Source organism: Bradyrhizobium rifense, from assembly GCF_008123425.1.
Lineage (GTDB): Bacteria > Pseudomonadota > Alphaproteobacteria > Rhizobiales > Xanthobacteraceae > Bradyrhizobium > Bradyrhizobium rifense.
In genome coordinates, this window is record NZ_VSSS01000024.1 from 215,061 (window position 1) to 239,815 (window position 24,755).

General features: G+C 64.0%; 24 protein-coding genes. 4 read left to right on the forward strand and 20 right to left on the reverse strand.

The annotated features are described in order from the left end of the window. Positions 1-8: 8 nt before the first annotated feature. Positions 9-212, reverse strand: coding sequence for a hypothetical protein (locus tag FXB40_RS14735; RefSeq protein ID WP_148772907.1), 204 nt, complete (start codon positions 210-212; stop codon positions 9-11). 84 nt (positions 213-296) lie between these two features. Continuing rightward, the gene (locus tag FXB40_RS14740; protein ID WP_246207614.1) at positions 297-995 is read right to left on the reverse strand and encodes a TetR/AcrR family transcriptional regulator; all 699 of its coding nucleotides are present in this window, start codon (positions 993-995) and stop codon (positions 297-299) included. On the opposite strand from FXB40_RS14740, the gene FXB40_RS14745 reads away from it, so the two are divergent. Then, complete coding sequence (locus FXB40_RS14745) at positions 988-1,872, forward strand: SDR family oxidoreductase (protein ID WP_148772908.1); 885 nt, start codon at positions 988-990, stop codon at positions 1,870-1,872. The genes FXB40_RS14740 and FXB40_RS14745 overlap by 8 nt on opposite strands. 59 nt (positions 1,873-1,931) lie before the next feature. Here FXB40_RS14745 and FXB40_RS47920 read toward each other — a convergent pair whose 3' ends face one another. The 4 genes from FXB40_RS47920 to FXB40_RS14760 all read right to left on the reverse strand — a co-directional run bounded on the left by FXB40_RS47920 (position 1,932) and on the right by FXB40_RS14760 (position 6,746). Beyond that, on the reverse strand, positions 1,932-2,090 hold the full coding sequence (locus FXB40_RS47920) for a hypothetical protein (RefSeq protein WP_187436885.1): 159 nt from the start codon (positions 2,088-2,090) through the stop codon (positions 1,932-1,934). Positions 2,091-2,213: 123 nt separating this feature from the next. Further along, positions 2,214-3,893: a carboxylesterase/lipase family protein gene (locus FXB40_RS14750; protein ID WP_148772909.1), complete on the reverse strand. Its 1,680-nt coding sequence runs from the start codon at positions 3,891-3,893 to the stop codon at positions 2,214-2,216. A gap of 10 nt (positions 3,894-3,903) precedes the next feature. After that, positions 3,904-5,385 (reverse strand): carboxylesterase/lipase family protein, encoded by a 1,482-nt coding sequence (locus tag FXB40_RS14755; RefSeq protein WP_148772910.1) that lies wholly within the window; start codon positions 5,383-5,385, stop codon positions 3,904-3,906. Positions 5,386-5,408: 23 nt separating this feature from the next. Further along, complete coding sequence (locus FXB40_RS14760; protein ID WP_148772911.1) at positions 5,409-6,746, reverse strand: MFS transporter; 1,338 nt, start codon at positions 6,744-6,746, stop codon at positions 5,409-5,411. 214 nt (positions 6,747-6,960) lie between these two features. Here FXB40_RS14760 and FXB40_RS14765 point away from each other — a divergent pair, with 214 nt between their 5' ends. Continuing rightward, the gene (locus tag FXB40_RS14765; RefSeq protein WP_148772912.1) at positions 6,961-7,611 is read left to right on the forward strand and encodes a TetR/AcrR family transcriptional regulator; all 651 of its coding nucleotides are present in this window, start codon (positions 6,961-6,963) and stop codon (positions 7,609-7,611) included. Positions 7,612-7,620: 9 nt separating this feature from the next. On the opposite strand, the gene FXB40_RS14770 is transcribed toward FXB40_RS14765, so the two are convergent. From FXB40_RS14770 to FXB40_RS14795, 6 genes are all read right to left on the reverse strand, one after another. Further along, entirely contained in the window at positions 7,621-8,406 is a 786-nt protein-coding gene (locus tag FXB40_RS14770; protein ID WP_148772913.1) for an ABC transporter permease, read from the reverse strand. Then, positions 8,403-9,215, reverse strand: a complete 813-nt coding sequence (locus tag FXB40_RS14775; protein WP_148773031.1) for an ABC transporter permease — start codon at positions 9,213-9,215, stop codon at positions 8,403-8,405. The genes FXB40_RS14770 and FXB40_RS14775 overlap by 4 nt, the downstream gene beginning before the upstream one ends. Before the next feature lie 64 nt (positions 9,216-9,279). After that, on the reverse strand, positions 9,280-10,326 hold the full coding sequence (locus FXB40_RS14780; protein ID WP_187436886.1) for an ABC transporter substrate-binding protein: 1,047 nt from the start codon (positions 10,324-10,326) through the stop codon (positions 9,280-9,282). A 22-nt stretch (positions 10,327-10,348) separates the two neighbouring features. Next, complete coding sequence (locus tag FXB40_RS14785) at positions 10,349-11,656, reverse strand: NAD(P)/FAD-dependent oxidoreductase (RefSeq protein WP_187436887.1); 1,308 nt, start codon at positions 11,654-11,656, stop codon at positions 10,349-10,351. Positions 11,657-11,671: 15 nt separating this feature from the next. Beyond that, positions 11,672-12,388: an HAD family hydrolase gene (locus FXB40_RS14790; protein WP_148772916.1), complete on the reverse strand. Its 717-nt coding sequence runs from the start codon at positions 12,386-12,388 to the stop codon at positions 11,672-11,674. Between the two features lie 36 nt (positions 12,389-12,424). Continuing rightward, positions 12,425-13,504 (reverse strand): ABC transporter ATP-binding protein, encoded by a 1,080-nt coding sequence (locus FXB40_RS14795; protein ID WP_148772917.1) that lies wholly within the window; start codon positions 13,502-13,504, stop codon positions 12,425-12,427. A 205-nt stretch (positions 13,505-13,709) separates the two neighbouring features. Here FXB40_RS14795 and FXB40_RS14800 point away from each other — a divergent pair, with 205 nt between their 5' ends. Continuing rightward, on the forward strand, positions 13,710-14,648 hold the full coding sequence (locus FXB40_RS14800) for a LysR family transcriptional regulator (protein WP_148772918.1): 939 nt from the start codon (positions 13,710-13,712) through the stop codon (positions 14,646-14,648). A gap of 20 nt (positions 14,649-14,668) precedes the next feature. Here FXB40_RS14800 and FXB40_RS14805 read toward each other — a convergent pair whose 3' ends face one another. The 8 genes from FXB40_RS14805 to FXB40_RS14840 all read right to left on the reverse strand — a co-directional run bounded on the left by FXB40_RS14805 (position 14,669) and on the right by FXB40_RS14840 (position 23,138). After that, a complete protein-coding gene (locus FXB40_RS14805) occupies positions 14,669-15,586 on the reverse strand; it encodes a lipase family protein (RefSeq protein ID WP_148772919.1) in 918 nt (305 codons plus the stop codon). Positions 15,587-15,754: 168 nt separating this feature from the next. Further along, positions 15,755-16,906 (reverse strand): alpha-hydroxy acid oxidase, encoded by a 1,152-nt coding sequence (locus FXB40_RS14810; RefSeq protein ID WP_148772920.1) that lies wholly within the window; start codon positions 16,904-16,906, stop codon positions 15,755-15,757. Positions 16,907-16,940: 34 nt separating this feature from the next. Beyond that, on the reverse strand, positions 16,941-18,131 hold the full coding sequence (gene uxuA, locus FXB40_RS14815) for a mannonate dehydratase (protein WP_148772921.1): 1,191 nt from the start codon (positions 18,129-18,131) through the stop codon (positions 16,941-16,943). Positions 18,132-18,167: 36 nt separating this feature from the next. Further along, positions 18,168-19,217, reverse strand: a complete 1,050-nt coding sequence (locus FXB40_RS14820; protein ID WP_148772922.1) for an L-idonate 5-dehydrogenase — start codon at positions 19,215-19,217, stop codon at positions 18,168-18,170. Further along, positions 19,214-20,620 carry a TRAP transporter large permease gene (locus FXB40_RS14825; protein WP_148772923.1) on the reverse strand — a complete coding sequence of 469 codons (1,407 nt, stop codon included), beginning with the start codon at positions 20,618-20,620 and terminating at the stop codon, positions 19,214-19,216. Before FXB40_RS14825 ends, FXB40_RS14820 begins: the two co-directional genes overlap by 4 nt. 4 nt (positions 20,621-20,624) lie before the next feature. Further along, positions 20,625-21,203 carry a TRAP transporter small permease gene (locus FXB40_RS14830; protein ID WP_148772924.1) on the reverse strand — a complete coding sequence of 193 codons (579 nt, stop codon included), beginning with the start codon at positions 21,201-21,203 and terminating at the stop codon, positions 20,625-20,627. A gap of 78 nt (positions 21,204-21,281) precedes the next feature. Continuing rightward, positions 21,282-22,241, reverse strand: coding sequence for a sialic acid TRAP transporter substrate-binding protein SiaP (locus tag FXB40_RS14835; RefSeq protein ID WP_148773032.1), 960 nt, complete (start codon positions 22,239-22,241; stop codon positions 21,282-21,284). 87 nt (positions 22,242-22,328) lie between these two features. Further along, the gene (locus tag FXB40_RS14840; RefSeq protein ID WP_148772925.1) at positions 22,329-23,138 is read right to left on the reverse strand and encodes a FadR/GntR family transcriptional regulator; all 810 of its coding nucleotides are present in this window, start codon (positions 23,136-23,138) and stop codon (positions 22,329-22,331) included. Positions 23,139-23,284: 146 nt separating this feature from the next. Between FXB40_RS14840 and FXB40_RS14845 the strand changes: the two genes are divergently transcribed. Then, on the forward strand, positions 23,285-24,754 hold the full coding sequence (locus FXB40_RS14845) for a mannitol dehydrogenase family protein (RefSeq protein WP_187436901.1): 1,470 nt from the start codon (positions 23,285-23,287) through the stop codon (positions 24,752-24,754). Position 24,755: the final 1 nt, after the last annotated feature.

The window sequence follows — 24,755 nt, forward strand, 5'->3', positions numbered from 1 at the left end:
CAACGCGCTCAGAACAGAGCGGCGTTGAAAGCCTGTCCGTAGATCATCGCGGCCACCAGCGAGACCAGCAGGCCCGCGCCCGAGAAGATCACCAGGATCTTCAGAGTTTCGACGTCGACATTGGTTCCCGTCGCGCGGGATATTGCTCTTGCCAGTGCAGCAATTATCGCCAGCTCCGAAACCGGCCACGCGGAAGCGGGGCCTGACTTCATCTAGCGCAGATCGGCGCGACTGCCTGTGAAGCAGATTACAGGTGCGGCCCGGCGCGCCACAGCGGGGATAGGCCAACGTCCACATCAGACTGCACGTCGGGGGGCGGCGGCCGCTGGGAGCAACGGCCACGCCGTCATTGCAAGTTCTACAACGCGGCGAAGCTCGCCAACGGTCGCGCCAGCTTGCGGCAAATTCATTATGGCCTGCAACACACCGAGATAGTGCCACGCCAATCCCTCGATGTCGGTTGCCGCCACCAATTCTCCGCTTTCGACCGCCTCGCGCAAAATCTCGCCGATGATCGCGCGCTGCCGCGCAAGTCCCTGCCGCGCGACCGACTGGCCTGCCGGGGGGAGATCGACCATCTCGGCGCAAGATCGGGCCAGCATGCACCCGGCGGGTCGCACCGTCTTGCCTCCTCTCGGCAAGAATTCGTGCATCAGCGCTTCGAGCTGTTGGCGCTTCGTGTCGCCGCGAACGGCGCTCATCCGCCGCACGACGCGCTCTACGTAAGTCGAGAGAACTTCCTGGAATAGCCCGTCCTTGTCTTGAAATCGCTTGTACATGCTGGACCGCGACAAACCCATCGCCGTCGTCAATTGATCGATCGACGAGGCCGCATAGCCGTGACGCCAGAACACATCCATCGCGGAATTGATCACGGCATCGTCATCGAATTGGGGTTTTCCGCTCATCCTATTCCCGCTTGACATCCTGGAACGATCGTTCCAAGTATCATGAACTGATCGTTCCAAGATACGAAAGGTTGTCCAGATGTTCAATCCCTCCGAACCCAGCGCTGCCCGTGCGCGCATTGCGGTCGCAGGAGCCACCGGACGCGTGGGCTCCGCCTTGATCTCGAAACTGGCCGCCGAACCGATTGAGCTTGTGGCGTTGACCCGCAGATCCGACGCTGAACGCCTGCCGTCCGGGGTCGCGCTTGCGACCGTGGACTTCGATGCGCGGTCAACTCTGGAGAACGCGCTGCGCGGCGCAAACCGTCTGTTCCTCGCCCACGGAACGTCTCCCCGGCAGGTCGCCAATGAAATCGCGCTCATCGACGCAGCCGTTGCCGTCGGCGTCAGCCACATCGTCAAATTGTCAGTGTTGGGACCGCCATCTCGGCTGCATCCGTTCGACTGGCACATGCAAATTGAAGCGCATCTTGCGACCTGCGACATAGGCTTTACGGTTTTGCGACCTTCGAGTTTCGTCGACATCCTGGCGCGGGCTGGCGCTCCAATTGCCAATGACACATGGGGCGGAGCGGCCGGCGATGGATTAGTCAACTTGATCGACACACGCGATGTCGCGGATTCGGCTTTCGCTGCTCTTCTCGACGATGCGCACGTGACATCCCAGCGCGCCTATCACCTGACCGGGCCAACCGCGGTGAGCATGCCTGGGATAGCAGATGAACTATCAAGATTGCTTGGCCGCACTGTCACATATCAGCACCGAAGTCCCGCGGAGCAGCGCGAGAAGTTGCTCGCTTCGGGACTCACCGAATTTGTCGCCGACCTGCTGCTCGGTCTCGATCGTGCTTTCTACGAATCGACGCTCGCTGAAACAACAACAACCGTTCGCGAGTTGACGGGCCACGCTCCGCGCCCGGTAACCGATTGGCTGGGTGACAACATCTCGCTGTTTCGAAAATAGCCCAAGCTCAGGCAGTGCATCATGGACTTCATTCGAAGTACGGTGAAACCCGCACGATTTCAGAACAAGGCGGCGTTAAAGGCCTGTCCGTAGATCATTGCGACCACAAGTGAGAGCAGCAGGCCCGCTCCCGAGAAAATCAACAGCACTTTCAAAGTTTCGACGTCAACGTTGATTCTCGTCGCGCGGGATATTGCCTTTACCAATGCAACCATCATCGCCAGCTCCGAGTCTGACCGCGCGGTCGCGCGACCTGACTTCATCTAGCGTTGTTTGGCGCATTTGCGTGTGAGGCAGATTACAGGTGATCCTGCAAAGCGCCTTCTTAAGTCAGCCCTGCGCTAGTCCCGCGACACACGCGGAGTCGAGGGCGTCACGTTCGCAGGCGTGTGGAAATCGAGCCGCGCCCGGCTCTCCTCGCGCACGCCGCTATCGTCGCCGAACTCGACATATGTCTGCGCGTCCTGCTTCCATTGCGGCCACGGCGTTGCCGGCGTGCCGGGATCGCCGGTTCGCGCGAAGGCTATGAGCGTGTCCATCATGCGTTCGGACAGCGCGCGGTCGAACTCGGTCCAGACGCGCGTGGTGCGGAACTTGTTGAAGGTGTCCTGGGTTCCGAACCAGTAAGGCACGTCGGAGGTGTGATAGGCGCCGATCTTCTGCGGGCTGTCGAAGAACTCGACCCCGGGTGCGAACGGATGCACGCGCGAGAACATGTACATGTAGAACGGCGCGTTGCCGGTCTTCGCTTGCGCAACGGCCCAGTTGCGCGTGCCGATCTCGACCAAGCCCTCGCGCGCGGCGAGCAGGCCCATGGCTTTCGCCTCACCGTCGGTCTTCGCGGGATAGAGCGCGAGGAAGCGATCGGCCTGGTCGCCATAGAGTTTTCGCGCGGCGGCGACATAGGCCTCTAGCGTTCCGGCGGTGCGCAGATCATTCGAGCTCTCGTCGCTCGTGAATCCGGCCACGGTCGCGACATCGTTCTGCTTACCGGCGGCAAAGATGTTCGGCACGGTGTCGGGCAGCACGTAGCCGTCGATATCAGGCGTGACGGAGATCGTGCCGGCACAGCCGAGCTGGCAGTCCTTCTGGATCGCCAAAATCTTGTCGGCCTGGATCAGCCGCATCTCGGCGAGCGATGCTGCACCGAGCGCGGACTGCACCTCGAGGCCGGTCTTCTCGGCGGCCGGCAGCGCCGGGAATTTGAAGCGGTTGTCGAACATGCTCAGGCTCATCGCGAAACCGCGATTGAACAGGCCTTTCGCCAACGGACTCGCTTCGATCGCGGACACCGACATGGCGCCGGCCGACTGCCCGGTGATGGTGACGTTATCAGGATCGCCACCGAATTGCGCGATGTTGCGCTTGATCCATTGCAAGGCCGCGACCTGGTCCATCAGGCCGTAACTGCCGGAGGCATGGTGCGGCGATTCCGCGGTCAACTCGGGATGGGCGAGATTGCCCAAAATGCCGACGCGATAGTTGAAGCTGACGAAGAGCGTGCCTTTCTTCGCGACATTCTCGCCGTCATACATCGCCATGCCGCTGGAGCCGAGCGTGAAACCGCCGCCATAGATCCAGACCACGACCGGCAGCTTCGCACCCGATTTGGCATCAGCGCTTGCCCAGATGTTCAGATAAAGGCAGTTCTCGCTGGTCGCCTCCTCGCCGAAATAATGATTGAGATTGTGCCGGCGCAGCACCTGGATGCATTCCGGTGCAAGCCGGTCGGCGTGATAAACGCCATTCCAAGCCTCGGCTTTCTGCGGTTCGCGCCAGCGGAGATCGCCAAGCGGCGGCGCGGCAAAGGGGATGCCGAAATAGGCCTTCACACCCGACGGCAAAACCTTGCCGGAGACGGCGCCGGTGTCGATGCTGACGGGATCTCCGGGAACAGGCGCCGCGACGATCTGGGCCAGCGCTGGCGACGCAGCCAGCATCGCGATCGTACCGAGGAGCGCCGCAACCGAAACGGCGGACCGTGGCCGGGCGCGCCCGGCATTCGTGATCGATTGGCTCATCCGGCCTCCCTCATTTTTTCTTGTCGTTGAGGTTCGCACTCAGCTCTGCCCACAAGCGGAACCGCACACCCTCGTTGAGAGGCACAATATGGAACGGCTGAGCGAAGATTGCGAGCGGCTCCTCAGCCAGCTCAAACCGCGGCCAGGCTTCCGCGACATCGGGCGCGCCTGCTGTCACGAAGCACAGCAGGCTCGTCTGAAACCGCGCCGCGACGTCGATATCGGCCGGGGTCATCGGGCCGCCCTTGCGCTTGAGGATCGGGCGATCGATGAAGTCGGGCAGATGCGCCCAGAGGCAGGCATTGTCGGCACCGTGGGTCGGCCCTTGCGACAGGAACGGTTGCAGCGCCGGGCGATGGTCGAACCGGCTCAGCCACACCGCACCACCCGCGGCTGCGTGACTTCGCGCGAGATCGGCCATCGGGCGATGCCAAAACGCATCGGACAGCAGCGCTTCGTAGGGATCCTCGTCGATACGCGCCGAGCCTCGATAGCAGGCCAGCAGGCGCTCCCAGCCGGCATCACCGAAAGCGGCCCGCACATTGCGCTCGGTGGTGCGGATCATCGCGGCCGGCGGCGTGCTCTTCAAAAACATCACCATCTCGTCGCGGCAGGAGCCGAGCCAGAGCGGAATATCGCGCAAGCTTCCCTCGGCAAAGACATCGCGCGGCTCGCGCGGGATCACGCTGCCGTCGAGCACCGGGCCGAACACGGTACCTGAAGCGGTTTCATCAGCAATCCTGCGGCCGACGCGTTCGACCGCGGCGAAGAGCTTTGGCAGGGGCACGGATGCGATCGCAGCAGGGTCGCTCGCAAGTTCGAGCTCTTCGATGACGCGACGCGCAACAGTGTCGGCATGGTCGGCGCTCATGATGTTGCGCCCCGGCGCGCTCAGCGCGAGCGCGCGCGTGAACTTGCCCTTCGCCTGCGGCAGCGTTGCGAGCGCGATCACCATCGACGCGCCGGCCGATTGACCCGACAGCGTCACCTGGTCCGGATCGCCGCCGAAATTGGCGATATTGGCATGAACCCAGTCGAGCGCGGCGAGTGAATCCGAGATGGCCAGATTGTTGGCCTCGCCCAATCCGTGGCGATGCAGCTGCAGGAAGCCGAGCGGGCCGAGCCGATAGTTGATGGCGACGACGACGGCCGGGCCGTGCGCAGCGAGGAATGCGCCGTCGTAATCGGCGCCGCCGCCGGTGACGAAGGCGCCGCCATGGATGAAGAACAGCGCCGGCAGCGGGCGATCGACCCCTATCGGCGTCCAGATGTTCAGGCTGAGACAGGATTCTTCTGCCTGATCGAGATGCCCCGGCTGAGGCGCGTAGGCGCCGTAGTCCGTGCATTGGCGCGGCTCCGTCCACGCTAACGGCGGCGTCGCCTTCGTGAAGCGGCGCGCGGTCGCGAACGGCACGCCCTTGAAGGCGCGGACGGCGTCCTGCTCGGCCCCGATGATCGGGCCGAGCGTGGTCGGAACTGCGTTGGTCAACATGCGATCGTGTCCCTGTCCGTCGCTCACGCGCGCCGCTTGCCGAGATCGGCGATATCGACCTTGTGGGTTTCGCGCGCGGTCGAGGCGGCCGCGGCCGAGGCGACGCAGCAACCGGCGACGAAGATCGCGACCGGGATCCAGCCGTTCGGTCCCTCGCCGACCAGGCTCGCGCTCACCAGCGGCGTGAAGCCGGCGGCAAGGAAGCCGAGCTGGGTGCCGATCGCGGTGCCGGAATAGCGCACGCGCGCCTCGAACATCTCCGCATAGAACGACGGCCAGATCGCGTTCGGTGCGGAGTAGATGATGTACAGGAGTGCCGAGGCGGCAAAGATCGCGGGCGTGCTGCCCGAGGTCACCAGCATGAAATAGGGGAACAGCAGCACGGCACAGCCGAGCACCCCGCCGATGAACACCGGCTTGCGGCCGATCCTGTCGGCGAGCAGGGCCCACAACGGTTGGACGAACAGCGCCACGACATTGCCGAGCACGCCGGCCCACAGCATGGTCGGACGCGCGACGCCGAACTTGCTGGTGGCATAGCCGAGCGCAAACACCGCGGTCATGGTGCTGACGGTTGCGATCAGCGCGCAGACGATGACGCGCAGCACGTCCGGCCAGTAGTCGCGCAGCAGCGCAACGACGGGGAAACGCGCCACCTGCGCCTTGTCCTTGATGTCTTCGAACACGGGCGTTTCCGGCATGGTCCGCCGCACCAGATAAGCGACCAGCAGCACCAGCGCGGAGAGCAGGAACGGAATGCGCCAGCCCCAGCTCAACAGCTGATCTTCCGGCATGCTGGACACCGGAATGAACACCAGCGTCGCCAGGATCGCGCCGGCCTGGGTGCCGCTCAGGGTCCAGCTCGTGAAGAAGGCGCGGTTGGAATTGGCGGAATGCTCCAGCGTCAACGAATTCGCCCCGCTCTGCTCGCCGGCGGCCGAGAGGCCCTGCAACAGGCGCAGCAGCGTCAGGATGATGGGCGCGGCGCTGCCGATCGTTTTGGCATCCGGCAACAGGCCGATCGCGAGCGTCGAGGCGCCCATCACCACCAGGGTGAACAGCAGCACCGTCTTGCGGCCGATGCGGTCACCGAAATGGCCGAGAATGACGGCGCCGACGGGACGCGCGATATAGCCGATGCCGAACGACAACAGCGCGAGCAATGTGCCGGTCGCGGGATCGACATTGGCGAAGAACACTTTTGGAAAGATCAGCGCCGCCGCGGTGCCGTAGATGAAGAAATCGTAGTATTCGAGCATGCTGCCGACGAAGCTGACGAGCGCGGCGCGCTTCGGCAGCCTGCCTTGCGAAACTTCCGCGCTGGATTGCGCGTGCAGCGATGCGATTGAGGTCGAGCTCATCAAAATTCCTCCCCGTGTGCGATGGCGGTCGCAGCTCGCGTCATGCCCGTCCGGCCGTGCGCGAGTTTTTTGCTTTTGGTTGCCGCAACCTTGGTTTCAATCCATAATGTACGAACTAGTACGTTTATGCAAGTCGGCAGCGAAAGACGTCGGATTGGGCGAAATTTGCCTTCACCTTCAAGGTGATCCATAGAAACGGGCGGGAGAAACAGTGATGCTCGAGCGCATGCCAGCCCCATCGAAGCGCACCAACGACCCCGAGCGCACAAAGCGCGACATCCTCGAAGTGGCGATGGCCGAATTCGCCTCGGAGGGCTATTCCGGCGCCCGCGTCGATGCGATCGCAGCGCGGACCCGCACCTCGAAGCGGATGATCTATTATTATTTCGGCGGCAAGGAGCAGCTCTACCTCGCGGTGCTGGAGGAGGCCTATCGCAGCATCCGCGCGCTGGAGGACCAGCTCGACATCGCCAGCTGCGATGCGCGCGAGGGCCTGCGCCGGCTGATCGAGGCGACCTTCGACCACGACGAGCGCAATCCGAACTTCATCCGCCTCGTCTCAATCGAGAACATCCACCACGGCAAGCACCTGAAGCAGAATCTGCAACTGCGCCAGCTCAACGCCAGCGTGATCGCAACGCTCGACGGCATTTTGAAGCGCGGCCGCGCTGAGGGCGCCTTCCGCGACGACGTCGACGCCATCGACCTGCATCTGGCCATCTCCTCCTATTGCTTCTTCCGCGTCGCCAATCGCCACACTTTTGGGGCGCTGTTCGACCTCGACCTCAGCGAGCCCAGGGTGCTGGCGAGGAGCAGGAGCCAGATTGTGGAGATGATTTTGGCGTGGCTTGGGGCGAGGGCCTAGCGACCGCCCTCACCCCGCCTTCTTCTGCCGCGCGCTCGCTGCTAGCACCAGCATGAACGACGCCGCGGTCATCAGCGTCGAGATCGCCGCAATGGTCGGGTCGATCTCGTCGCGGAGCGCGGTGAACATACGCTTGGTCAGCGGCTGATACTGGCCGCCGGAGATGAACAGCGCGACGATGGTCTCGTCCATCGCCGAGATGAAGGCGAAGATACCGCCCGCGACCACGCTGGATTTGATCTGCGGCAGCGTCACTTCAAAGAAGCTGCGCAGGCGGTTCATGCCGAGGCTGCGGGCCACCATCTCCTGCGCGGGGTCGAAGCTTTGCATACCGGCGAGCACCGAGATGACGACGTAAGGCAAGCCCAGCATCACATTCGCCAGCACGAGGCCCGGCAGGGTCGCAACCAGGCCGACTTTTGCATAGACGAAGAAGATGCCGACCGCGGTGATGATGATCGGCACCACCAGCGGCAGCAGCAGCATCATATGGATCAGCCGCATGATGCGCAGCTTGGACTGGCTGATGGCATAGGCGGCGGCGACGCCACACGGTGTTGCGATCACCACCGTGAACAGCGCGACCGTCAGCGTCACCCGCGTCGCCTGCATCCAGGCCGGATTGGCGAAATATTGCTGATACCAGCGCAGCGAGAACGAGGGCGGCGGGAAGGTCAGGAAGCGCGCGCTGGAGAACGAGATCGGCGCGATGATCAGCACCGGCAGGATCAGATAGACCAGCACCAGCGTGCTGATGACGTAGAGGGCGATCCGTGCGGGCGAAATGCGCGTCATTTCTGCCCCAATATGCGATCGAGCGAAATGAAGCGGCTGACGATTGCGAAGATCAGGAGCACGCCCAGCAGCAGCACCACCGCGACTGCGCTGGCCGCGCCGAACTGGTTGTAGAGCTCGACATTGCGGCTCACCAGCATCGACACCATCACCGTGCGCCCGCCGCCGAGCAGCTCCGGCGTGATGTAGAAGCCGAGGCAGAGCACGAACACCATGGTGCAGCCGGCGAGAACGCCCGGTAGCGACAGCGGCAGGAACACGCGGGCAAACGTCAGCGACGGGCTCGCACCGAGGCTGGCGCCGGCCTGCATGAGATCGCCGGGGATTTTTTGCATGGTGGCGTAGAGCGGCAACACCATGAAGGGGAGCAGGATGTGCACGGTGGCGACCACCGTGCCGAAGGTGTTGTGCACCAGCGCGAGCGGCTCGGAGATCACATCGAGATAACGCAAAAACTGATTGATCACGCCGGTGCGCTGGAGCAGTGCCAGCCAAGCATAGGCACGCACTAGCACGCTGGTCCAGAACGGCAGCACCACCAGCGACAGGATCAGGATGCTCCATCCCTTCGGCACGGAATTGGCGAGATAGGCCACGGGATAGCCGAGCAGCAGCGCAATAAGGGTGACCGCGAGGCTGATCTCGAAGGTCAGCGCAAAGCTGCGCCAGTAGATGTCCTCGGTGAAGACGCGGCGATAGTTCTCCAGCGTAAAGCCGTCATGGTAGATCGACTGCCAGGCCAGCCAGCCGACCGGCAGCACGATCAGCAGCAGAATCACGAGCAGCGCCGGCGACACCAGTGCCAGCATCAGGCCGTGCTCGCGGCGCTGATGCTTTTGCGATGGATCTGGCACGGATGTCACCAAGGCTGCCTCACTTCTGCATGAACGAAGCCCAGCGCTTCTCGGCGGCTTCGCCCGCGGGCGAGGACCACCAGGCATAGGACATCAGCGCCTGCTTGGCCGCATTGGCCGGCTCGCTCGGCAATTGCGCCGCGCGCTCCGGCTTGATCACGCTGGTCTCGAACGCCTTGGGATTGCCCGGGCCGTAATCGATGTTGAGCGGCAGGTTGGCCTGGTGCACGGGATCGACGGCCTCGTTGAGGAATTTCACGGCGGTGTCGAGGTTCGGCGCGCCCTTGAGAATGCAGAGCGAGGTGCTCTGCAGGATGCCCTGGTTGTAGGTGAAGGTGACCTTGGCGCCTTCCTTGGCGACCGCGCTGACGCGGCCGTTCCAGGCCATCTCCATGTCGACCTCGCCGTCATTGAGAAGCTGCGCCGACTGCGCGCCGGAGGTCCACCACACCGTAATGTTCGGCTTGATCTCCTCCAGCTTCTTGAAGGCGCGATCGACGTCGAGCGGGTAGAGCTTATCCGGCGCGACACCGTCGGCCATCAGCGCGGCCTCCAGCGTCGCGATCGGATGGTTGCGCAGCGCGCGCCGGCCGGGGAATTTCTTTACGTCCCAGAAATCGGCCCAGCTGTTCGGCGCATCCTTCGGGAAGGTTTTTTGGCTAAAGGCCAGCACGCTGGAATAGAATTCGTAGGACACCGAATAGGGACTGCGATAGGCCTCCGGCATTGCCGCCGCGTTCGGAATCTTCGAGAAGTCGAGTTTTTCGATCAGCCCCTGCTCGCCGCCGCGCAGGCAATAGCCGGTGGGGGTATCGACGACGTCCCAGATCGGCTTGCCGCTGCCGACTTGCGTCTTGATCGCGGGCCAGGCGTCGGGGATCGAATCCTGGTTGATGGTGATGCCGAGCTTCTTGGCGGAGGGATCGAGGATCGCCACCGTCTGCGCCTGCTGATAGGCGCCGCCTTGCGAGACAAAGGTGATCTGCTCGGCGGCATCAGCCGCGGTGGTCAATCCGATTGCGCCCAGCAGCGCGCAGCCCAATCCCAAATTCTGCTTCATCGTCATCCTCACCTCCTCCAAAGAGATCTCACTGACCAATCGCATCGAGAAACTGGTACCAGCCGGCGACCATGCGCACGGCGGGCTCGCGCAGCGGATAGAACGGAATGGCCTTCATGCGGCTGACGTCGAGCAGCCCGACCTCGGGCGTCTCGCCGCGCACGAAGGCGGCGAGATAGCGGCCCATCAGGCTCGACATCGCGACGCCCGCACCGTTGTAGCCCATCGAGACCAGCGTGCGGTCGTCAATCCGGCCGATATGCGGCACCGAGTCCAGGGTCATGCCAACAAGGCCCGACCATTTGTAGGCGAGCGGGACGTCGGCGAGATCGGGGAAGATGCCGACCATCGCCTTGCGCAGCGCATCGAACGCGGCCTGCGAGTCCTGCTTGCCGAAGGCGCCGCGGCCGCCAAAAATGACGCGGTTGTCGACCATGCGGAACCAGCGCATCATGCGCTTGGTCTCGGTGTAGGTGCGTCCCGTCGGCATCAGCTTGCCGGCGAGATTGCGCGGCAGCTGTTCGGTCGCGATCAGCGCGCTGCGGAACGGGATCAGCGTGCGCTGCAGATGCGCGGTCGCACCGGTCAGGTCGGAATAGCTGTTGGTAGCGATGATCGCCTGTTTTGCGCGCACCGCACCTTGCGGCGTCTCCGCGACGATGCCGTCCTTGTCACGCCGGAGTTTTATGACAGGCGACTCCTGAAAAATGGGAACGCCGCGGCGCGCCACGCCATCGGCGAGGCCGCGCAGATAGTTCAGCGGATGAATGCCGCCCGAGCCGGGATTAAGCACGCCACCAACAAAAATGTCCGAGCCGGTCTCGTCGCGCACGCCGTGCTTGTCGAGGATGCGAACCTCGGCCGAGCCCATCTCGCGCGTCATCCAATTGGCCTCGTCGATCGCGGCTTTCAGCGTCGTCGCGTTATGCGCGGCCTTTACCTGGCCGGTTCGCGTGAGGTTTGCGCTGGTGATGCCGAACTCGGAAACCAGCTCCTCGACCATGTCGGTCGATTCATGCGCGATCTCGTACATCCGCTTGGCCATGGCGCGGCCATGGGTGGCGTCGATCTCGCGGAACGACAGCCGAAACTTTGCGGTGATCACGCCGCCATTGCGCCCGCTCGCGCCCCAGCCGGGCCGGTTCGCTTCCAGCACGACCGGCGCGAGCCCGCCCTTGGCGATGTGGTGCGCGGCGGACAGGCCGGTATAGCCGGCACCGATGATCACCACATCTGCCTGATGCTCGCCGGACAGCACAGGAAACGCGCGCGCCGGCTCCGCCGTGGCTTCCCACAGCGAATTGGCCGATGGCAGCGCGTTCCAGTCCCGTGTCATGCCGGCGCTCACGGATTACGCCGCGGGCCCGACGGCCGCGTCGGCCAGCGCCTTCAGCGTCGGGAAGTGGAAGTCCGGCTTGGTCAGCGTTTCCACGGCCGGCGTGCCGCCAAAACCGGCCATGCCCTGGCGGCGCTCGATCCAGCACACCTTGTAGCCGAGCTTGCGCGCGATCCCGATATCGTGGTGCTGGCTCTGCGCGACATGCAAGATGTCGGACTGCTTGTAGCCGAAGGCGGACTGGCGGCCCCTGTTGTAGGCGAAGAATTCCGGATTGGGTTTTGCAACGCCGGTGTCGTCGGCGCAGACGGTATCGTCGAAGGGGTTGCCGAGCGCATGCGCATAGCAGGACAGCGCAACGCGGTCAGCATTGGTCATCGCGACCAGGCGGAATTTCGTGCGCAGGCGCTTCAGAGCCTCGACCGAGTCCGGGAAGGGGCTCCAGCGCAGCACCGAAAGCTGGAACATGTCGCAGGAGGCGTCGTCAGACGGCAGCCCGAGCTCCTTGGCGAGATAGCGATAGACGTGGAACATGACCTCGCTCGAGCGCTCGTAGTGCTGATCGCGGCCGCGCTTGTAGGATTCGAAGATCTTGTCGTCGCTGAGCTCGGCCGGCGTCTTGCCCGAGATCTTGCGCACCGCGGAGAGCACGCCGGTTTCGAAATCGATCAAGGTGCCGACGACGTCGAAGGTGAGAACCTTGAAATTGCTGAACGCGGCTTGGGTCGACATATCAGTTTCTTCTCTCAGGTTGGACAAGGCTGAAGTTCAGTCCACCCGGGGCACCACAATGGTGTCCTCGGGGTGAAGGGTGACAGTGAGACTGCCGCCGAGCGGCGGGATGCGGCCATAGGCCTGGTGATAGGCCGGCTGGCGCAGGCTGAGCGCGATGCCGTCAGTCAGCGCCAGAAAAATGCGCAAGCTCTCGCCCTGGTAGACGATGTCGGTAACCGTCCCGGTCAGGCGGTTGCAGGCAGAATCCTGCGCACCGTCGTCGATCAGGAGCTTTTCGCTGTGTATGGCGAGCATCAGCGCGTCGCCGTCGGGAATGGCGCGGGCGCTGCGCAGCAGCGCATTGCCGAGCGACACGCTGGAAGCGTCGACGCGGCGCACGGGCAGCATCGTCGCCTCGCCGATGAAGCTTGCGACAAAGGAATCGGCAGGATGATCGTGCAGCCGCTCGGGCTTATCAATTTGGATCAGCCGGCCGTCCTTCATCACGGCGACGCGGTCGCTCATGGTCAGTGCCTCGCGCTGGTCGTGCGTGACATAGATGATGGTGGCACCGATGCGCCGGTGCAGCGCGCGCAACTCGATCTGCATGGATTCGCGGAGCTGCTTGTCGAGCGCGGAGAGCGGCTCGTCCATCAGGATCAGCTGCGGCTCGAAGATCATGGCGCGCGCGAGAGCCACGCGCTGGCGCTGGCCGCCGGAGAGCTGCGCGATGCCGCGTTCCTCGTAGCCGGCGAGCCCGACCATCGCGAGCGCCGCGCGCACCTTGTCCGGCCAGCTCGCTTTCGGCAGGCGCCGCGCCCGCAGGGGAAAGGCGACGTTCTCGCCGACGCTCATATGCGGGAACAGCGCGTAGTTCTGGAACACGACGCCGATGTCGCGCTTGTGCGGCGGCATGTAGGTGACGTCGCGGCCGCCGAAGAGAATTGTACCTGAGGTCGGCAGGATGAAGCCGCCGAGAATGCCGAGCAGCGTGGTCTTGCCGGAGCCGGAGGGACCGAGCAGCGAGACGAACTCGCCGGCGCCGACATTGAGGGAAACGTCGTCGAGAGCGCGAACGGCGCCATACGCCTTGCTGGCGGACCTGATCTCGACGCTTTCCGCTCGTTTGTCCAACGATCGACCTCGTCCATGAACGGCGTGCCTCACTGCGCGCCATAAGCCTGCTTTATAGACAGGGATTTGGAGCACTCACGCTCGACGCGTGCGCCGCACCAAATCTTCTCTCGAAGGCCCTGTGTTTAGGCTGTCATGCCAATGACACCAGACTTGGCAAAACTCGGCAATTGCCAAATTCTCACCGCGCTCATAACATGACGTTATGCCCGAGCTGCGCCGGATGCTGCCCTCCAGTAACGCCCTGTTCGTCTTCGACGCAGCAGCGCGCAATGGCAGCTTCACGGCGGCCGCCGCCGAATTGAATGTCACGCAGCCCGCGGTGAGCCGCATGCTCGGCCAGTTCGAGGATCATCTCGGCGTCCGCCTGTTCGACCGCAGAGCGGGGCGCGCGGTGCTCACCGAGGAAGGCGAGCTGTTGTATCGCCGCGTGCTCGAAGGCTTTCGCAGCATCGAGACCGGCCTCACCGAGATCGAGCGGCGTCGCAAGGGCACCGAGACGGTGACGCTGTCGGTCTCCTCCGCCTTCACCACGCATTGGCTGATGCCGCGCATCGACAAGCTGCAGCGGCAGTTTCCCCAGGTCGATCTGCGCTTCCAGCTGATCTCCGGCGCGCTGCGCGGGGCGGTCGAGAATGTCGACCTCGGCATGCGCTTTCGCGATCGCGAAGAGCCGTCCTCCGGTGGGACGCTGGTGATGAAGGAAGTGATGCTGCCGATGTGCAGCCCCGGCTATCTCGGCGAGACCGATCCCTCAGAGAGCAACACCATCATCCGCCTGGCCGAGACGCCGGGCGACTGGGCCGCGGATTATTCATCGCTGCTCACCGGCCGCCGCGGCGCCGCCAAGGCGTTGAGCTTCACCGATTATGCCGTCGTGGTGCAGGCGGCGCTGCTCGGCCAGGGCATCGCGCTTGGCTGGCTGACGGTCGCCTCGCACTGGTTGTTGACCGGCGCGCTGGTGCCGGCCTCCGACAGGCTTACCACCACGCGCCGCATCTGCGAATTCCTGCCGCCGCGCAACCGGCCGATGCGCCCCATCGCCGCGGAGATCCGCGACTGGATCCTCGCCCAGATGCACAGCGAGATCGCTGCGATCGACCGACTCTATCCAAAGCTCGGCGCGATGGCCGCCTGCTATTGATCGGACGAGATTGCGAAGCGCTAAGTCAGGGCGTCGTAATATCGATCCGGCAGATGATCACTGATGCCGGGCAGCAATAGCTCGGAGAGCCGGCCGATCACATCCATGCGCTGGCTCGGGGAAAACCCGACGACAAGATTTGCGAGCTGCTGGGCTATTCCGGCAAAGCCCCCGGTCGTCGGCAAAGGCTCGTCGGAGTTGCTGTTGAGTGCAAGTTGGCCGGCGACGAATTTCGCACCCGGGCCGCATGCCAAATAGCGCCCAACATGATGGAATCCGAGCTGCGGTGGCGGGACGGTCGGGACGATATCGTTGCCGTGGACCAGGCGATAGGTCGTGGGCCCGAGCGCTGCGTTGTAAGTAGCCGCAGCATCGACGCCACAGACGCGCGGGCAGCCGTAGAGATAGACTTGAGGGCGCGCAATCCCAGGCTCACTACGCGCGCGATCGGCCGTGACAACGGCAAGTGCCGCTCCGAGGCTGTGTCCGGTGATGAATATGGGCGAGCCCGCGGCAGACGCCGCAATCAGCGCCGTTCGGACGTCGTCCCAAACGGCCGCGGCGGCATCTTCGAAACCTTGGTGGACATCGCCCTTCGGGCGGCCAAGATAGAAATCACTGACCCAATTCTTGAGAATGAGCGGATCGGTCCCGGCAAACGCGATGATGGTCGCGCCGTTGCGCTGGGCGATGACGCCGCGGGTGTCCGATACCGGGAGCGTCGATTTCGCCGGCTGGATCAGCGGCTTGACGTTGGACAGCGTCCAGAGGCCAGACACCGCAGTGATCGTTTTCGGGACGTGGGTTTCGTAGGCAAGCTGAGACATCCACATCATCGCGCGCGCAACGTCGATATCGAAATCGCCAGACGCGCTGTTGAAGTTCGCGAACGCGTTCGGATTGTACTGCGCGGGAGGAAGTTCGACCAGGAAGCTCATGTTCAGCTCCTACAAATGGCCCGTGGCTGCAATGCGTCAGTCAAAATGCAATGCAGCCACTCTTGCACACACCGGAACTGAAGACAATCTCCGCGAGTATTCGACCAAAACCCTCGCAAACTTTAGGGAGACCCTCCTGCCCTATCGATGCAGGGCGATCGAGGCGCGCTACCCGGGCCGGAAGCGCAGATTGGCGCGCGACAGCTGGCTGATCGAATTGCACCCCATCAGCTTCATGCCGCGCTCGAGCTCGGCGCGCAGCTGGCCGAGGGCGCGTTCGACGCCGGGCTGGCCGGCGGCGGCAAGCGGATAGAGATAATATCGTCCAAGCCCGACCGCCTTGGCTCCGAGCGACAACGCTTTCAGGATGTGGGTTCCGCGCTGGATGCCGCCATCCATCATCACGTCGATGCGGTCACCCACGGCGTCGACGATTTCGGCGAGTTGATCGAAGGCTGAGCGAGAGCCGTCGAGCTGCCGGCCGCCATGGTTGGACAGCACGATCCCGGCACAGCCGATATCAACCGCGCGACGCGCGTCTTCCACCGACATGATCCCTTTCAGGCAGAACGGCCCGTTCCAGGTCCGCACCATCTCCGCGACATCATCCCAGTTCATTGCGGGATCCAACATCTCGGTGAAATAGCGGCCGATCGACATGGCGCCGCCACTCATGTCAACGTGCTCGTCCAGTTGCGGCAGCTTGAATTTCTCGTGGGTGAGATACTGAATGCCCCAATTCGGCTTGATCGCGAACTGCAGCATGCCGGCCAAAGTCAGGCGGAAGGGAATGCTGAAACCGGTGCGCAGATCGCGCTCGCGATTGCCTCCGGTGATGCTGTCGACCGTCAGCATCATCACCTCGACGCCTGCCTCCTTGGCGCGCTGCATCATGGCGCGGTTGAGACCGCGATCCCTGTGGAAATAGAACTGATAGACCTGCGGCGTGTCGTAGGCCTTGCGCAATTCCTCGAGGCTCACCGTGCCCAGCGAGGAGACACCGAACATGGTGCCATATTTCGCAGCCGCCGCGGCGACGGCACGCTCGCCGTCATAATGGAACAGCCGCTGCAAGGCGGTCGGCGAGCAGTAGAACGGCTGCGCGAGCTTCTGGCCCATGACAGTGACCGAGAGATCGACCTGCTGCACGCCGCGCAGCACGTTGGGCAGCAAATCGCAATGCTCGAAGCTGGCGCTGTTGCGTCGAAGGGTCGTCTCATCGTCGGCCCCGCCGTCGATATAGTTGAAGATCGGGCCGGGCAGCCGGTGACGCGCCAGGCGCCGGAAGTCGTGGAAATTATGACATTGTGCCAGGCGCATTGCTTACCTTCGCTCACACACCGCCGCAGATCTCCTAGTGATGCTCGATCGCGCGGATCGCGCCGCGGAGCTCGGCGAGGCCGCGGAGGCGGCCGATTGCAGTATAGCCGGGATTGGTGCGCTTGGTAGCGGCGAGATCATCGAGCATGCGGTGGCCGTGATCCGGACGGAATACGATTTGCTTGTCGGGCGAACGCCGCGCGCTCTCCTTCGAAAGCACCTTCAGCACCGCGACCATGTCGACGTCGCCGTCCAGATGATCGGACTCGTAGAACGTCAGGCCATCAGCCTCGCGCTTGGTCGCGCGCAGATGCGCAAAGGCGATGCGCGGGCCGAAGCGTTCGGCTATCGCAGGCAGATTGTTCTCGGCGCGCACGCCGAGCGAGCCGGTGCACAGGCAGATGCCGTTGGCCTTCGACGGCACCGCATCCAACAGCGCCTGATAGTCGTCGGCGGTGGAGGCAACACGCGGAAGACCGAACAGCGGACGCGGCGGGTCGTCAGGATGCAGGGTCAGTGAGAGGCCGAGGTGCTCGGCGACCGGCGCGACGCGCGCAAGGAATTCGGCGAGATGCTGCCGCAGGATTTTTGGCGTGATGTCGCGATAGGTCTCCAGCCGGTCGCGGAATTGCGGGATGGTCATCGGCTCGGTGGTCGAACCCGGCAGCGCGCTGGCGATAGCCATGATGAGATAGTCGATGTCGGCCTGGCTCATCTTGTCGAACAGCGCTTTCGCACGCGCCTGCTGCTCCGGCGTATACTCCTGCACGGCGGCCGGGCGCTTGAGGATATGCAGCTCGAACGCCGCAAAACGGTCCTGGTCGAAGCGCATGGCGCGGGCGCCGTTCGGCAGCTCCCATTCCAGATCAGTGCGGCACCAATCGACCACAGGCATGAAATTGTAGCAGATGATCTTGATGCCGGACGCCGCGACCGCCTCCAGGCTCGCGATCCACGCATCGATCGACTTCGTCGCCTTGGCCCCGAGGCGCTTGACGTCGTCGGGGATCGGAATCGATTCCACGACCGACCATGTCAATTGCGACCGGCCGGGCTGGCCGTTCTCGATGAAGTTCTTGCGCTCCTCGACCGCCTTGCGGGTCCACGCCTCGCCGATCGGCACCTGATGCAGCGCCGAGACGATATCGCTCGCCCCGGCCTGCCTGACATCGTCCAGGGACACGGGATCATTAGGCCCGTACCAGCGCCATCCCTCGAGCATCATGTGCGTTCTCCTAAAGCAACGCGTCAAAAACAAGAATCAGTTCGCGGTCAGCACGACCTTGACGCTCTGCGAGCGATCGAGCGCCAGCCGCAACGCGTCCGGCGCGGTCGACAGCGGCCGCTCGGCGGTGACCAGCGATAGCACGTCGACACTGCCCGCGCCGATCAGTTCCACCGCGGTCATGAATTCGAGCCCGAAGCGGAACGAGCCGCGCAGGTCGATTTCCTTCGCCATCACCGCATTCGAAGGTGTCGGAATCTGGCCGCCCGGCAAATTGCCGATCTGCACCACCACGCCGCCGCGCCGGACAATGCCGATCGCGCTGGCAAGACCGGCGGCCGTGCCCGAGACTTCGAACGCGACGTCGTAGGGACGCGACGCGGCCTGCGCCTTCAGGCCATCTTCACCGCTTGCGACGTTCTCGACATGCGATGCGCCGAGCCGGGTCGCGAAGGCGAGCGGGGCCGGCGCGATGTCGGCCACCGTGATATCGGCCATGCCCGCGCGGTGCGCGGCCAACATTGTGAGAAGCCCGATCGGGCCGGCACCAAAAATGATGCCGCGCTTGCCCTGGATGTTGCCGGCGCGCGCAACGGCGTGCAGGCAGACCGCGAGCGGCTCGGCCAGCGCCGCAGCCTGATAGGACACATGGTCCGGGATCTTCACGCACTGCGCCGGGATCGCATCGAAATAATTCGCAAAGCCGCCCTGCATGTGCGGCGTCTTCGACGCAGAGCCCATGAAGTAGATATTTTCGCAGAGGTTCTGCCGTCCCTCGCGGCAGGCGCCGCAATGGCCGCACCAGCGCGACGGGTTGACGGCGACGCGGTCGCCGACCTTCAGGTTTGCAGCCGAGCCTGCGATCTCCACGACCTGGCCCGAGATCTCGTGACCGAGCACGAGCGGCGACTTCACCACGAAGTCGCCGGTCCGGGCATGGCGGAAGTAATGCATGTCCGAGCCGCAGATGCCGCCGGCACCGAAGCGGATGCGCACCATGCCGGAGGCCAACTTGTCGAGCGGATGCTCGATCATGCGCAGATCTTCGGGGCCGAACAGGGTTGCGGCGAGAGAGGTCGAGGTCATTTGGAGAGTCCCATATATTTCGGCAGCCAGAGGGTGAGTTCAGGAATGTAGGTGATCGCGATCAGCGCGATCAGCAGCGGCACCAGCCAGGGCAGGATCGCGACCGTCGTGCGCTCGACCGAGAGCTTTGCCACACGCGCGAGCACGAACAGCACCATGCCGAGCGGCGGATGTAACAGGCCGATCATCAGGTTCAGCGTCATGATCAGGCCGAAATGGATCGGATCGATGCCGAGCTTGAGCACGATCGGCAGCAGGATCGGCACCAGAATGGTGATCGCCGCCGTGGTGTCGATGAAGCAGCCGACGAACAGGATCAGGACGTTGGCGAGCGCCAAAAACACCCATTTGTTGTGAGTGATGCTGAGCATCCAGTCCGAAAGCAGCTGGGCCGCCTGCGACACCGTCAGCAGCCAGGCGAAGATCGAGGCGGCCGTGACGATAAACAGCACCGAGGCCGTGGTCTCGATGGTATCGAAGGTCGCCTTCGCCACGGTCTTCAAGGTCATGGTGCGGTAGCGCACGAGGCCGAGGAACAGCGACCAGATCACCGCGGCCACGGCAGCCTCGGTCGGCGTGAACCAGCCGAGCGTCATGCCGCCGATCAGGATGACAGGCGCCATCAACGCCATCACCGCCGAGAAGTCGAAATACCAGTCGATCGCGAGCAGCGTGCCGAGCCCGATCACGACGGCCATGTTGGTCGACATGCCCGCGAGCGTCATCAGCCAGATCGCGAGCGGGAACGCGAGCACGATGGTGATCTCGAGGCCGGCCGAGCCGAGCTGCGGCCAGGAGAACGGCGTGTCGCTGCCCCAATTGTTCCGATGGGCGAAATAGGTGACGGTGGCCATCATCAGCAAGGTCATGACGATGCCAGGAATGACGCCGCCCAGAAACAGCGCGCCGATCGAGACGTTGGCCATCATGCCGTAGATCACGAAGGGCAGCGACGGCGGGATGATCGGGCCGAGCGTCGCCGAGGCCGCGGTGACGCCGACCGAGAACTCGGTGGTGTAGCCGTGGTCCTTCATCGCCTTGATCTCGATGGTGCCGAGGCCGGCTGCATCCGCGATCGCGGTGCCGGACATGCCGGAGAAGATCACCGAGCCGATGATGTTGACGTGGCCGAGGCCGCCGCGCATCCAGCCGACCAGCGCGACCGCGAATTTGTAGATGCGCCCCGTGACGCCGGCGATGTTCATGAGATTGCCGGCCAGAATGAAGAAGGGAACGGCGAGCAGCGGAAAGCTCTCGACGCCGGCGATCATGCGCTGGGCCAGCGTGACATCAGGCGTCACGCCGCTGACCAGGATGTAGAGCAGCGACGACGACGCCATGGCAATCGCCACGGGAACGCCGAGCAGCATCAGGACGAGAAAGCCTCCAAGCAACAGCAGCATGACCTTACCCTTCAAAACCGTCGTAGGCGCCGGGACGTTCGAGGATCGAATAGCCCTGTCGCAGATGCTGCACGGCCACCTGCACGGAGCGTACGAACATCAGCACGAAGCCGAGCAGCACGGCGTAGTAGACGTAATTCTTCGGAAAGTTGATCGTGGTCATGGTCTCGTCGCCGATGATCTGGATGTAGACCCAGACCAGCTTGACGGCGTAGCCGAAGAAGGCGATCCGGATCACGTCGATCACCGTCGACAGTGCACGCGCGACGCGGTGCGGCAAATAGCGATAGATCAGGTCGATCTGGATGTGGCGCGACAACCGCACACACATCGAGGCGCCGATGAAGACCACGCCGATCAGGCAGTAGGTCGCGATCTCCTCGGTCCAGGCGTAGCTGTCGTTGAGGACGTAGCGGGTGAAGAACTGCAGGAAGACGGCGAGCGCCATGACCCAGAAGATCACCAGCGCGATCCAATCCTCGAAAGCGTAGATGCCGAGATCGACCTTCGGCACCGCCTCCTCCTCGAAGGTATGGGCGATCTCGTCCCCGGTGATCTGCCGGTGCACTTCGGCGGTCGACATGTGGTTACTCCCTATACGACTTGAACGTCATTTCCGGGACGACGCATGCGTGTCGAGCCCGGAATGACCGCTATTGCGCTACTTGACCGCCTGGATCCGCTCCCAATCGGCCTTGCGATAGCCAAAGGTCTCGAACGGAACGTTCTTCAGCACGATGTCGCGGAACTCGTTCTTGTCGACTTCGGTCACGGTCAGGCCCTTCTCCTTGAAGAAGGTGACGAGCTTGGCCTCGTTCTGCTTGATCTCCTCGGTGGCCTTGGCGGCGGCTTCCTGCGCCACGTCGGTGAAGATCTTCTTGTCCTCGTCTGAGAGCTTCTTCCAGAGCGCGCCGGCCACCACGGTGTTGAGGTGGTCGACGATGTGGCCGGTCAGCACGATGTGCTTCTGCACCTCGTAGAACTTCTTGGCCTCGATCGTGGTCAGCGGATTCTCCTGCGCCTCGACGGTGCCGTTCTGGAGCGCGAGATAGACTTCGGCGAACGCGATCGGCGCGGTGTTGGCGCCGCAGGCGCGCGGCATGGCGAGATAGGCCGGCACGTCGGGCACGCGCATCTTCAGGCCCTTGAGATCGGCGCAGGTCTTGATCGGCTTGTTCGACGAGGTCTGGCGCACGCCATAATAGGTCACCGCGATGATGTGGTGACCGCTCTTGTCCTCATAGCCCTTGGCGAGCTCCTTGAAGATGTCGCTCTTGGTGTAGGCGAGCAGATGATCGGCGTCGCGGAAGGTGTAGGGGTAATAGGTCACGCCGATCGGCGGAAAGCTCTTGGCCGCGAAGCTCGAGCCGGAGATGATGATGTCGACCGAGCCGAGCGAGAGGCCCTGGTTGATGTCGGCTTCCTTGCCGAGCTGGGAGGCCGGATAGACGTCGATCTGGTAGCGCCCGTTGGTGCGCTTGCCGATCTCCTGTGCGGCCCAGACCGAAGCGGTGTGAAACGGCTCCGAGGTCTCGTAGACATGGGCCCATTTCAGTTTGGTCTGCGCCAGGCTGGCCTCGGTCGTCGCCAACATTGCGGCGATCGACGTCGCCAGCACCATCGTGATTTTCTTCAACACTGAATATCCTCCACTAACTCAAGTCTGTTTCTTGTTTGCCCGCCCCGAAACGAGTCGAGCCGCCCAATCTCATCGCCGCCGCGCGCTGCCGCCTTTTGCCTGCTTCTTCGGCGGTCGTTTTGGTTTCGCGGGAGCTGTGCCAGATCGCACGGTCCGTTTCCGCGTTGCCGGCGATCCGGTTGCGGTCTCGGCGCCAAAGTTCTGCGCAAAGCGCTCCTGCGAATGCGCGAGGTGATCGCGCATCGCGTCGCGGGCCGCGGTTGGCTGACGCGCCGCAATGGCATCGCGCACGACCCGGTGCTCGCTAAGCGCGGTGCGCCACGTGCCGGGGTTCTCGAAATAGTGCGCAAGCTGCGCGAAGTAGGGATTGAGGCGCTGGTCGAACAGCTCGCCGACCACGCGCACCAGCACGGCGTTGCCGAGGCATCCGGCGATCGCGATGTGGAAGGCGCGGTCATGGACCATCGACGCTTCGCCGGGGTGCGCGACGTTCTCCATCGCGACCAGGGCTGCGTCGATGCGTGCGATATCGTCCTTGGTCGCCACGCGTGCGGCCTGCTCGGCGATGGCGCTTTCGAGGAATTCGCGGGCGCGCAACAGCTCGAATGGCCCCTCGATGACGGCGGACGGCGCCGGCGTCGCGTCCGAAGGGTCGATCACATAGATGCCGGAGCCGACGCGAATGCGGACGCGTCCTTCCACTTCGAGCGCGATCAGGGCTTCGCGCACCGTCGGCCGCGACACTTTGAGCTGATCGGCGAGGTCGCGCTCGGTCGGCAAGCGGCTGCCGACGGCGTACTCGCCGCTGTCGATCAGGCTTCGCAATTGATCGGCGATTTGGCGATAGAGCCGTCTCGCCTCCACAGCTTCCAGCGGCACGCTGGCCTCCCCTAAGGGGTCTCGCCGGGATGGCTTCCAGCCCGGCGGCCCGCCAATTTTGGATAATTGGCCTTACCAATTGACCGGAGCATTGACCGAGGACGGCCGCCATGTCAAGCAGCCGCCAAACACAGGGAGAGACGACCATGCGGCTTGGCGGCGCCAATCTCGATCAACTGGCACCCGGCATTCGTCGCCCGGCCTATGACCGTTCGCGCGTCACGCCCGGCATCGTGCATCTCGGCTTAGGGGCGTTTCATCGCGCCCATCAGGCCGTCGTCATCGACGATTGCCTTGCAATCGGCGCTAGCGCCTGGGGCATCATCGGCGCGAGCCTGCGTAGTCCGGAGACCCGCGACGCCCTCGCCCCGCAGGATCATCTCTACACGGTCGCCGTGCGCGCCGCCGAAGGCACCCAGCATCGCGTCATCGGCGCGCTGCTCGACAGCGTCGTCGCGCGCGAGAAGCCGGCTGTGCTGGTCGAGCGGATGGCCGATCCCGCCATTCGCATCGTCTCGCTCACGGTCACCGAGAAGGGCTATTGCCACACGCAGCAGACCGGCGATCTCGACGAGCGGCATCCCGATGTCGTGCACGATCTCAACAATTTTGACGCACCGCGCTCGGCGCCCGGCTTCATCGTGGCTGCACTGGCGCGGCGACGGGCGCAGGGGCTTTCGCCGTTCACCGTACTGTGCTGCGACAACCTCGCCGCCAATGGCCACACCGTGCAGCGGATCGTCACGCAGTTCGCGGCCCTTCGGTCGAAGGACCTCGGCAAATGGATCGCGGACAACGTTGCCTTCCCCTGCACCATGGTCGATCGCATCGTGCCGGAAACGACGAATGCCGACCGTGATGCGGTCGCCGCGGCACTCGGGATGCGTGACACCTGGCCGGTGATGACCGAGCCGTTCACGCAATGGGTGGTCGAGGATCGCTTTGCCGCGGGCAGGCCCGATCTCGCCTCGGCGGGCGTCGAACTCGTCGCCGACGTCAAGCCATTCGAGCTGATGAAGCTGCGGCTGCTCAATGCCAGCCATTCCGCGCTCGCCTATCTCGGCTATCTCGGCGGCTACGAGACCATCGCCGATACCATGCAGGATCCGCATTTCGCGCGGCTCGCAGCACAAGTGATGGAAGAGGCCGCGGTGACGCTGACGATGCCGGCGGGCACCGATCTCGCCGCTTATCGCGCCTCGCTGCTCACGCGTTTCGCCAATCCGGCGCTGCATCACCGCACCTGGCAGATCGCGATGGACGGCTCGCAGAAGCTGCCACAGCGCCTGCTCGGCGCGATGCAGGATCGCCTCGCCAAAAACCTGCCGATCGCGACGCACGCGCTCGCGGTCGCCGGCTGGATGCGCTACGTCACCGCGCGCGACGAACAGGGCCGCGCCATCGACGTGCGCGATCCCCTCGCCGCCGAGCTCGCGGGCCTGGCGCGCGAGGCCGGCCCCGTCGCGGAAAGGCTGGCCCCCGCCTTGCTCGGCGTCACACAAGTGTTCGGACCGCTCGGCGCCGAGCCACGGCTGCGCGAGGCCGTGACAGCGGCGCTCGGCCGTCTCTACAAGGAAGGTGCGCGGCGCACGGTGGAGACGCTCGTTTCGGCGTGAC

Coding starts and splice junctions, on each gene's coding strand:
- FXB40_RS14810 (WP_148772920.1), bottom strand. CDS start 16,906: ATGCGCCTGGCACAATGTCATAATTTCCACGACTTCCGGCGCCTGGCG.
- FXB40_RS14760 (WP_148772911.1), bottom strand. CDS start 6,746: ATGAGCTCGACCTCAATCGCATCGCTGCACGCGCAATCCAGCGCGGAA.
- FXB40_RS14820 (WP_148772922.1), bottom strand. CDS start 19,217: ATGACCTCGACCTCTCTCGCCGCAACCCTGTTCGGCCCCGAAGATCTG.
- FXB40_RS14800 (WP_148772918.1), top strand. CDS start 13,710: ATGCCCGAGCTGCGCCGGATGCTGCCCTCCAGTAACGCCCTGTTCGTC.
- uxuA (WP_148772921.1), bottom strand. CDS start 18,131: ATGATGCTCGAGGGATGGCGCTGGTACGGGCCTAATGATCCCGTGTCC.
- FXB40_RS14790 (WP_148772916.1), bottom strand. CDS start 12,388: ATGTCGACCCAAGCCGCGTTCAGCAATTTCAAGGTTCTCACCTTCGAC.
- FXB40_RS14780 (WP_187436886.1), bottom strand. CDS start 10,326: ATGACGATGAAGCAGAATTTGGGATTGGGCTGCGCGCTGCTGGGCGCA.
- FXB40_RS14775 (WP_148773031.1), bottom strand. CDS start 9,215: ATGCTGGCACTGGTGTCGCCGGCGCTGCTCGTGATTCTGCTGCTGATC.
- FXB40_RS14770 (WP_148772913.1), bottom strand. CDS start 8,406: ATGACGCGCATTTCGCCCGCACGGATCGCCCTCTACGTCATCAGCACG.
- FXB40_RS14745 (WP_148772908.1), top strand. CDS start 988: ATGTTCAATCCCTCCGAACCCAGCGCTGCCCGTGCGCGCATTGCGGTC.
- FXB40_RS14750 (WP_148772909.1), bottom strand. CDS start 3,893: ATGAGCCAATCGATCACGAATGCCGGGCGCGCCCGGCCACGGTCCGCC.
- FXB40_RS14765 (WP_148772912.1), top strand. CDS start 6,961: ATGCTCGAGCGCATGCCAGCCCCATCGAAGCGCACCAACGACCCCGAG.
- FXB40_RS14835 (WP_148773032.1), bottom strand. CDS start 22,241: ATGGTGCTGGCGACGTCGATCGCCGCAATGTTGGCGACGACCGAGGCC.
- FXB40_RS14755 (WP_148772910.1), bottom strand. CDS start 5,385: ATGTTGACCAACGCAGTTCCGACCACGCTCGGCCCGATCATCGGGGCC.
- FXB40_RS47920 (WP_187436885.1), bottom strand. CDS start 2,090: ATGATGGTTGCATTGGTAAAGGCAATATCCCGCGCGACGAGAATCAAC.
- FXB40_RS14825 (WP_148772923.1), bottom strand. CDS start 20,620: ATGCTGCTGTTGCTTGGAGGCTTTCTCGTCCTGATGCTGCTCGGCGTT.
- FXB40_RS14785 (WP_187436887.1), bottom strand. CDS start 11,656: ATGACACGGGACTGGAACGCGCTGCCATCGGCCAATTCGCTGTGGGAA.
- FXB40_RS14805 (WP_148772919.1), bottom strand. CDS start 15,586: ATGAGCTTCCTGGTCGAACTTCCTCCCGCGCAGTACAATCCGAACGCG.
- FXB40_RS14845 (WP_187436901.1), top strand. CDS start 23,285: ATGCGGCTTGGCGGCGCCAATCTCGATCAACTGGCACCCGGCATTCGT.
- FXB40_RS14830 (WP_148772924.1), bottom strand. CDS start 21,203: ATGTCGACCGCCGAAGTGCACCGGCAGATCACCGGGGACGAGATCGCC.
- FXB40_RS14735 (WP_148772907.1), bottom strand. CDS start 212: ATGAAGTCAGGCCCCGCTTCCGCGTGGCCGGTTTCGGAGCTGGCGATA.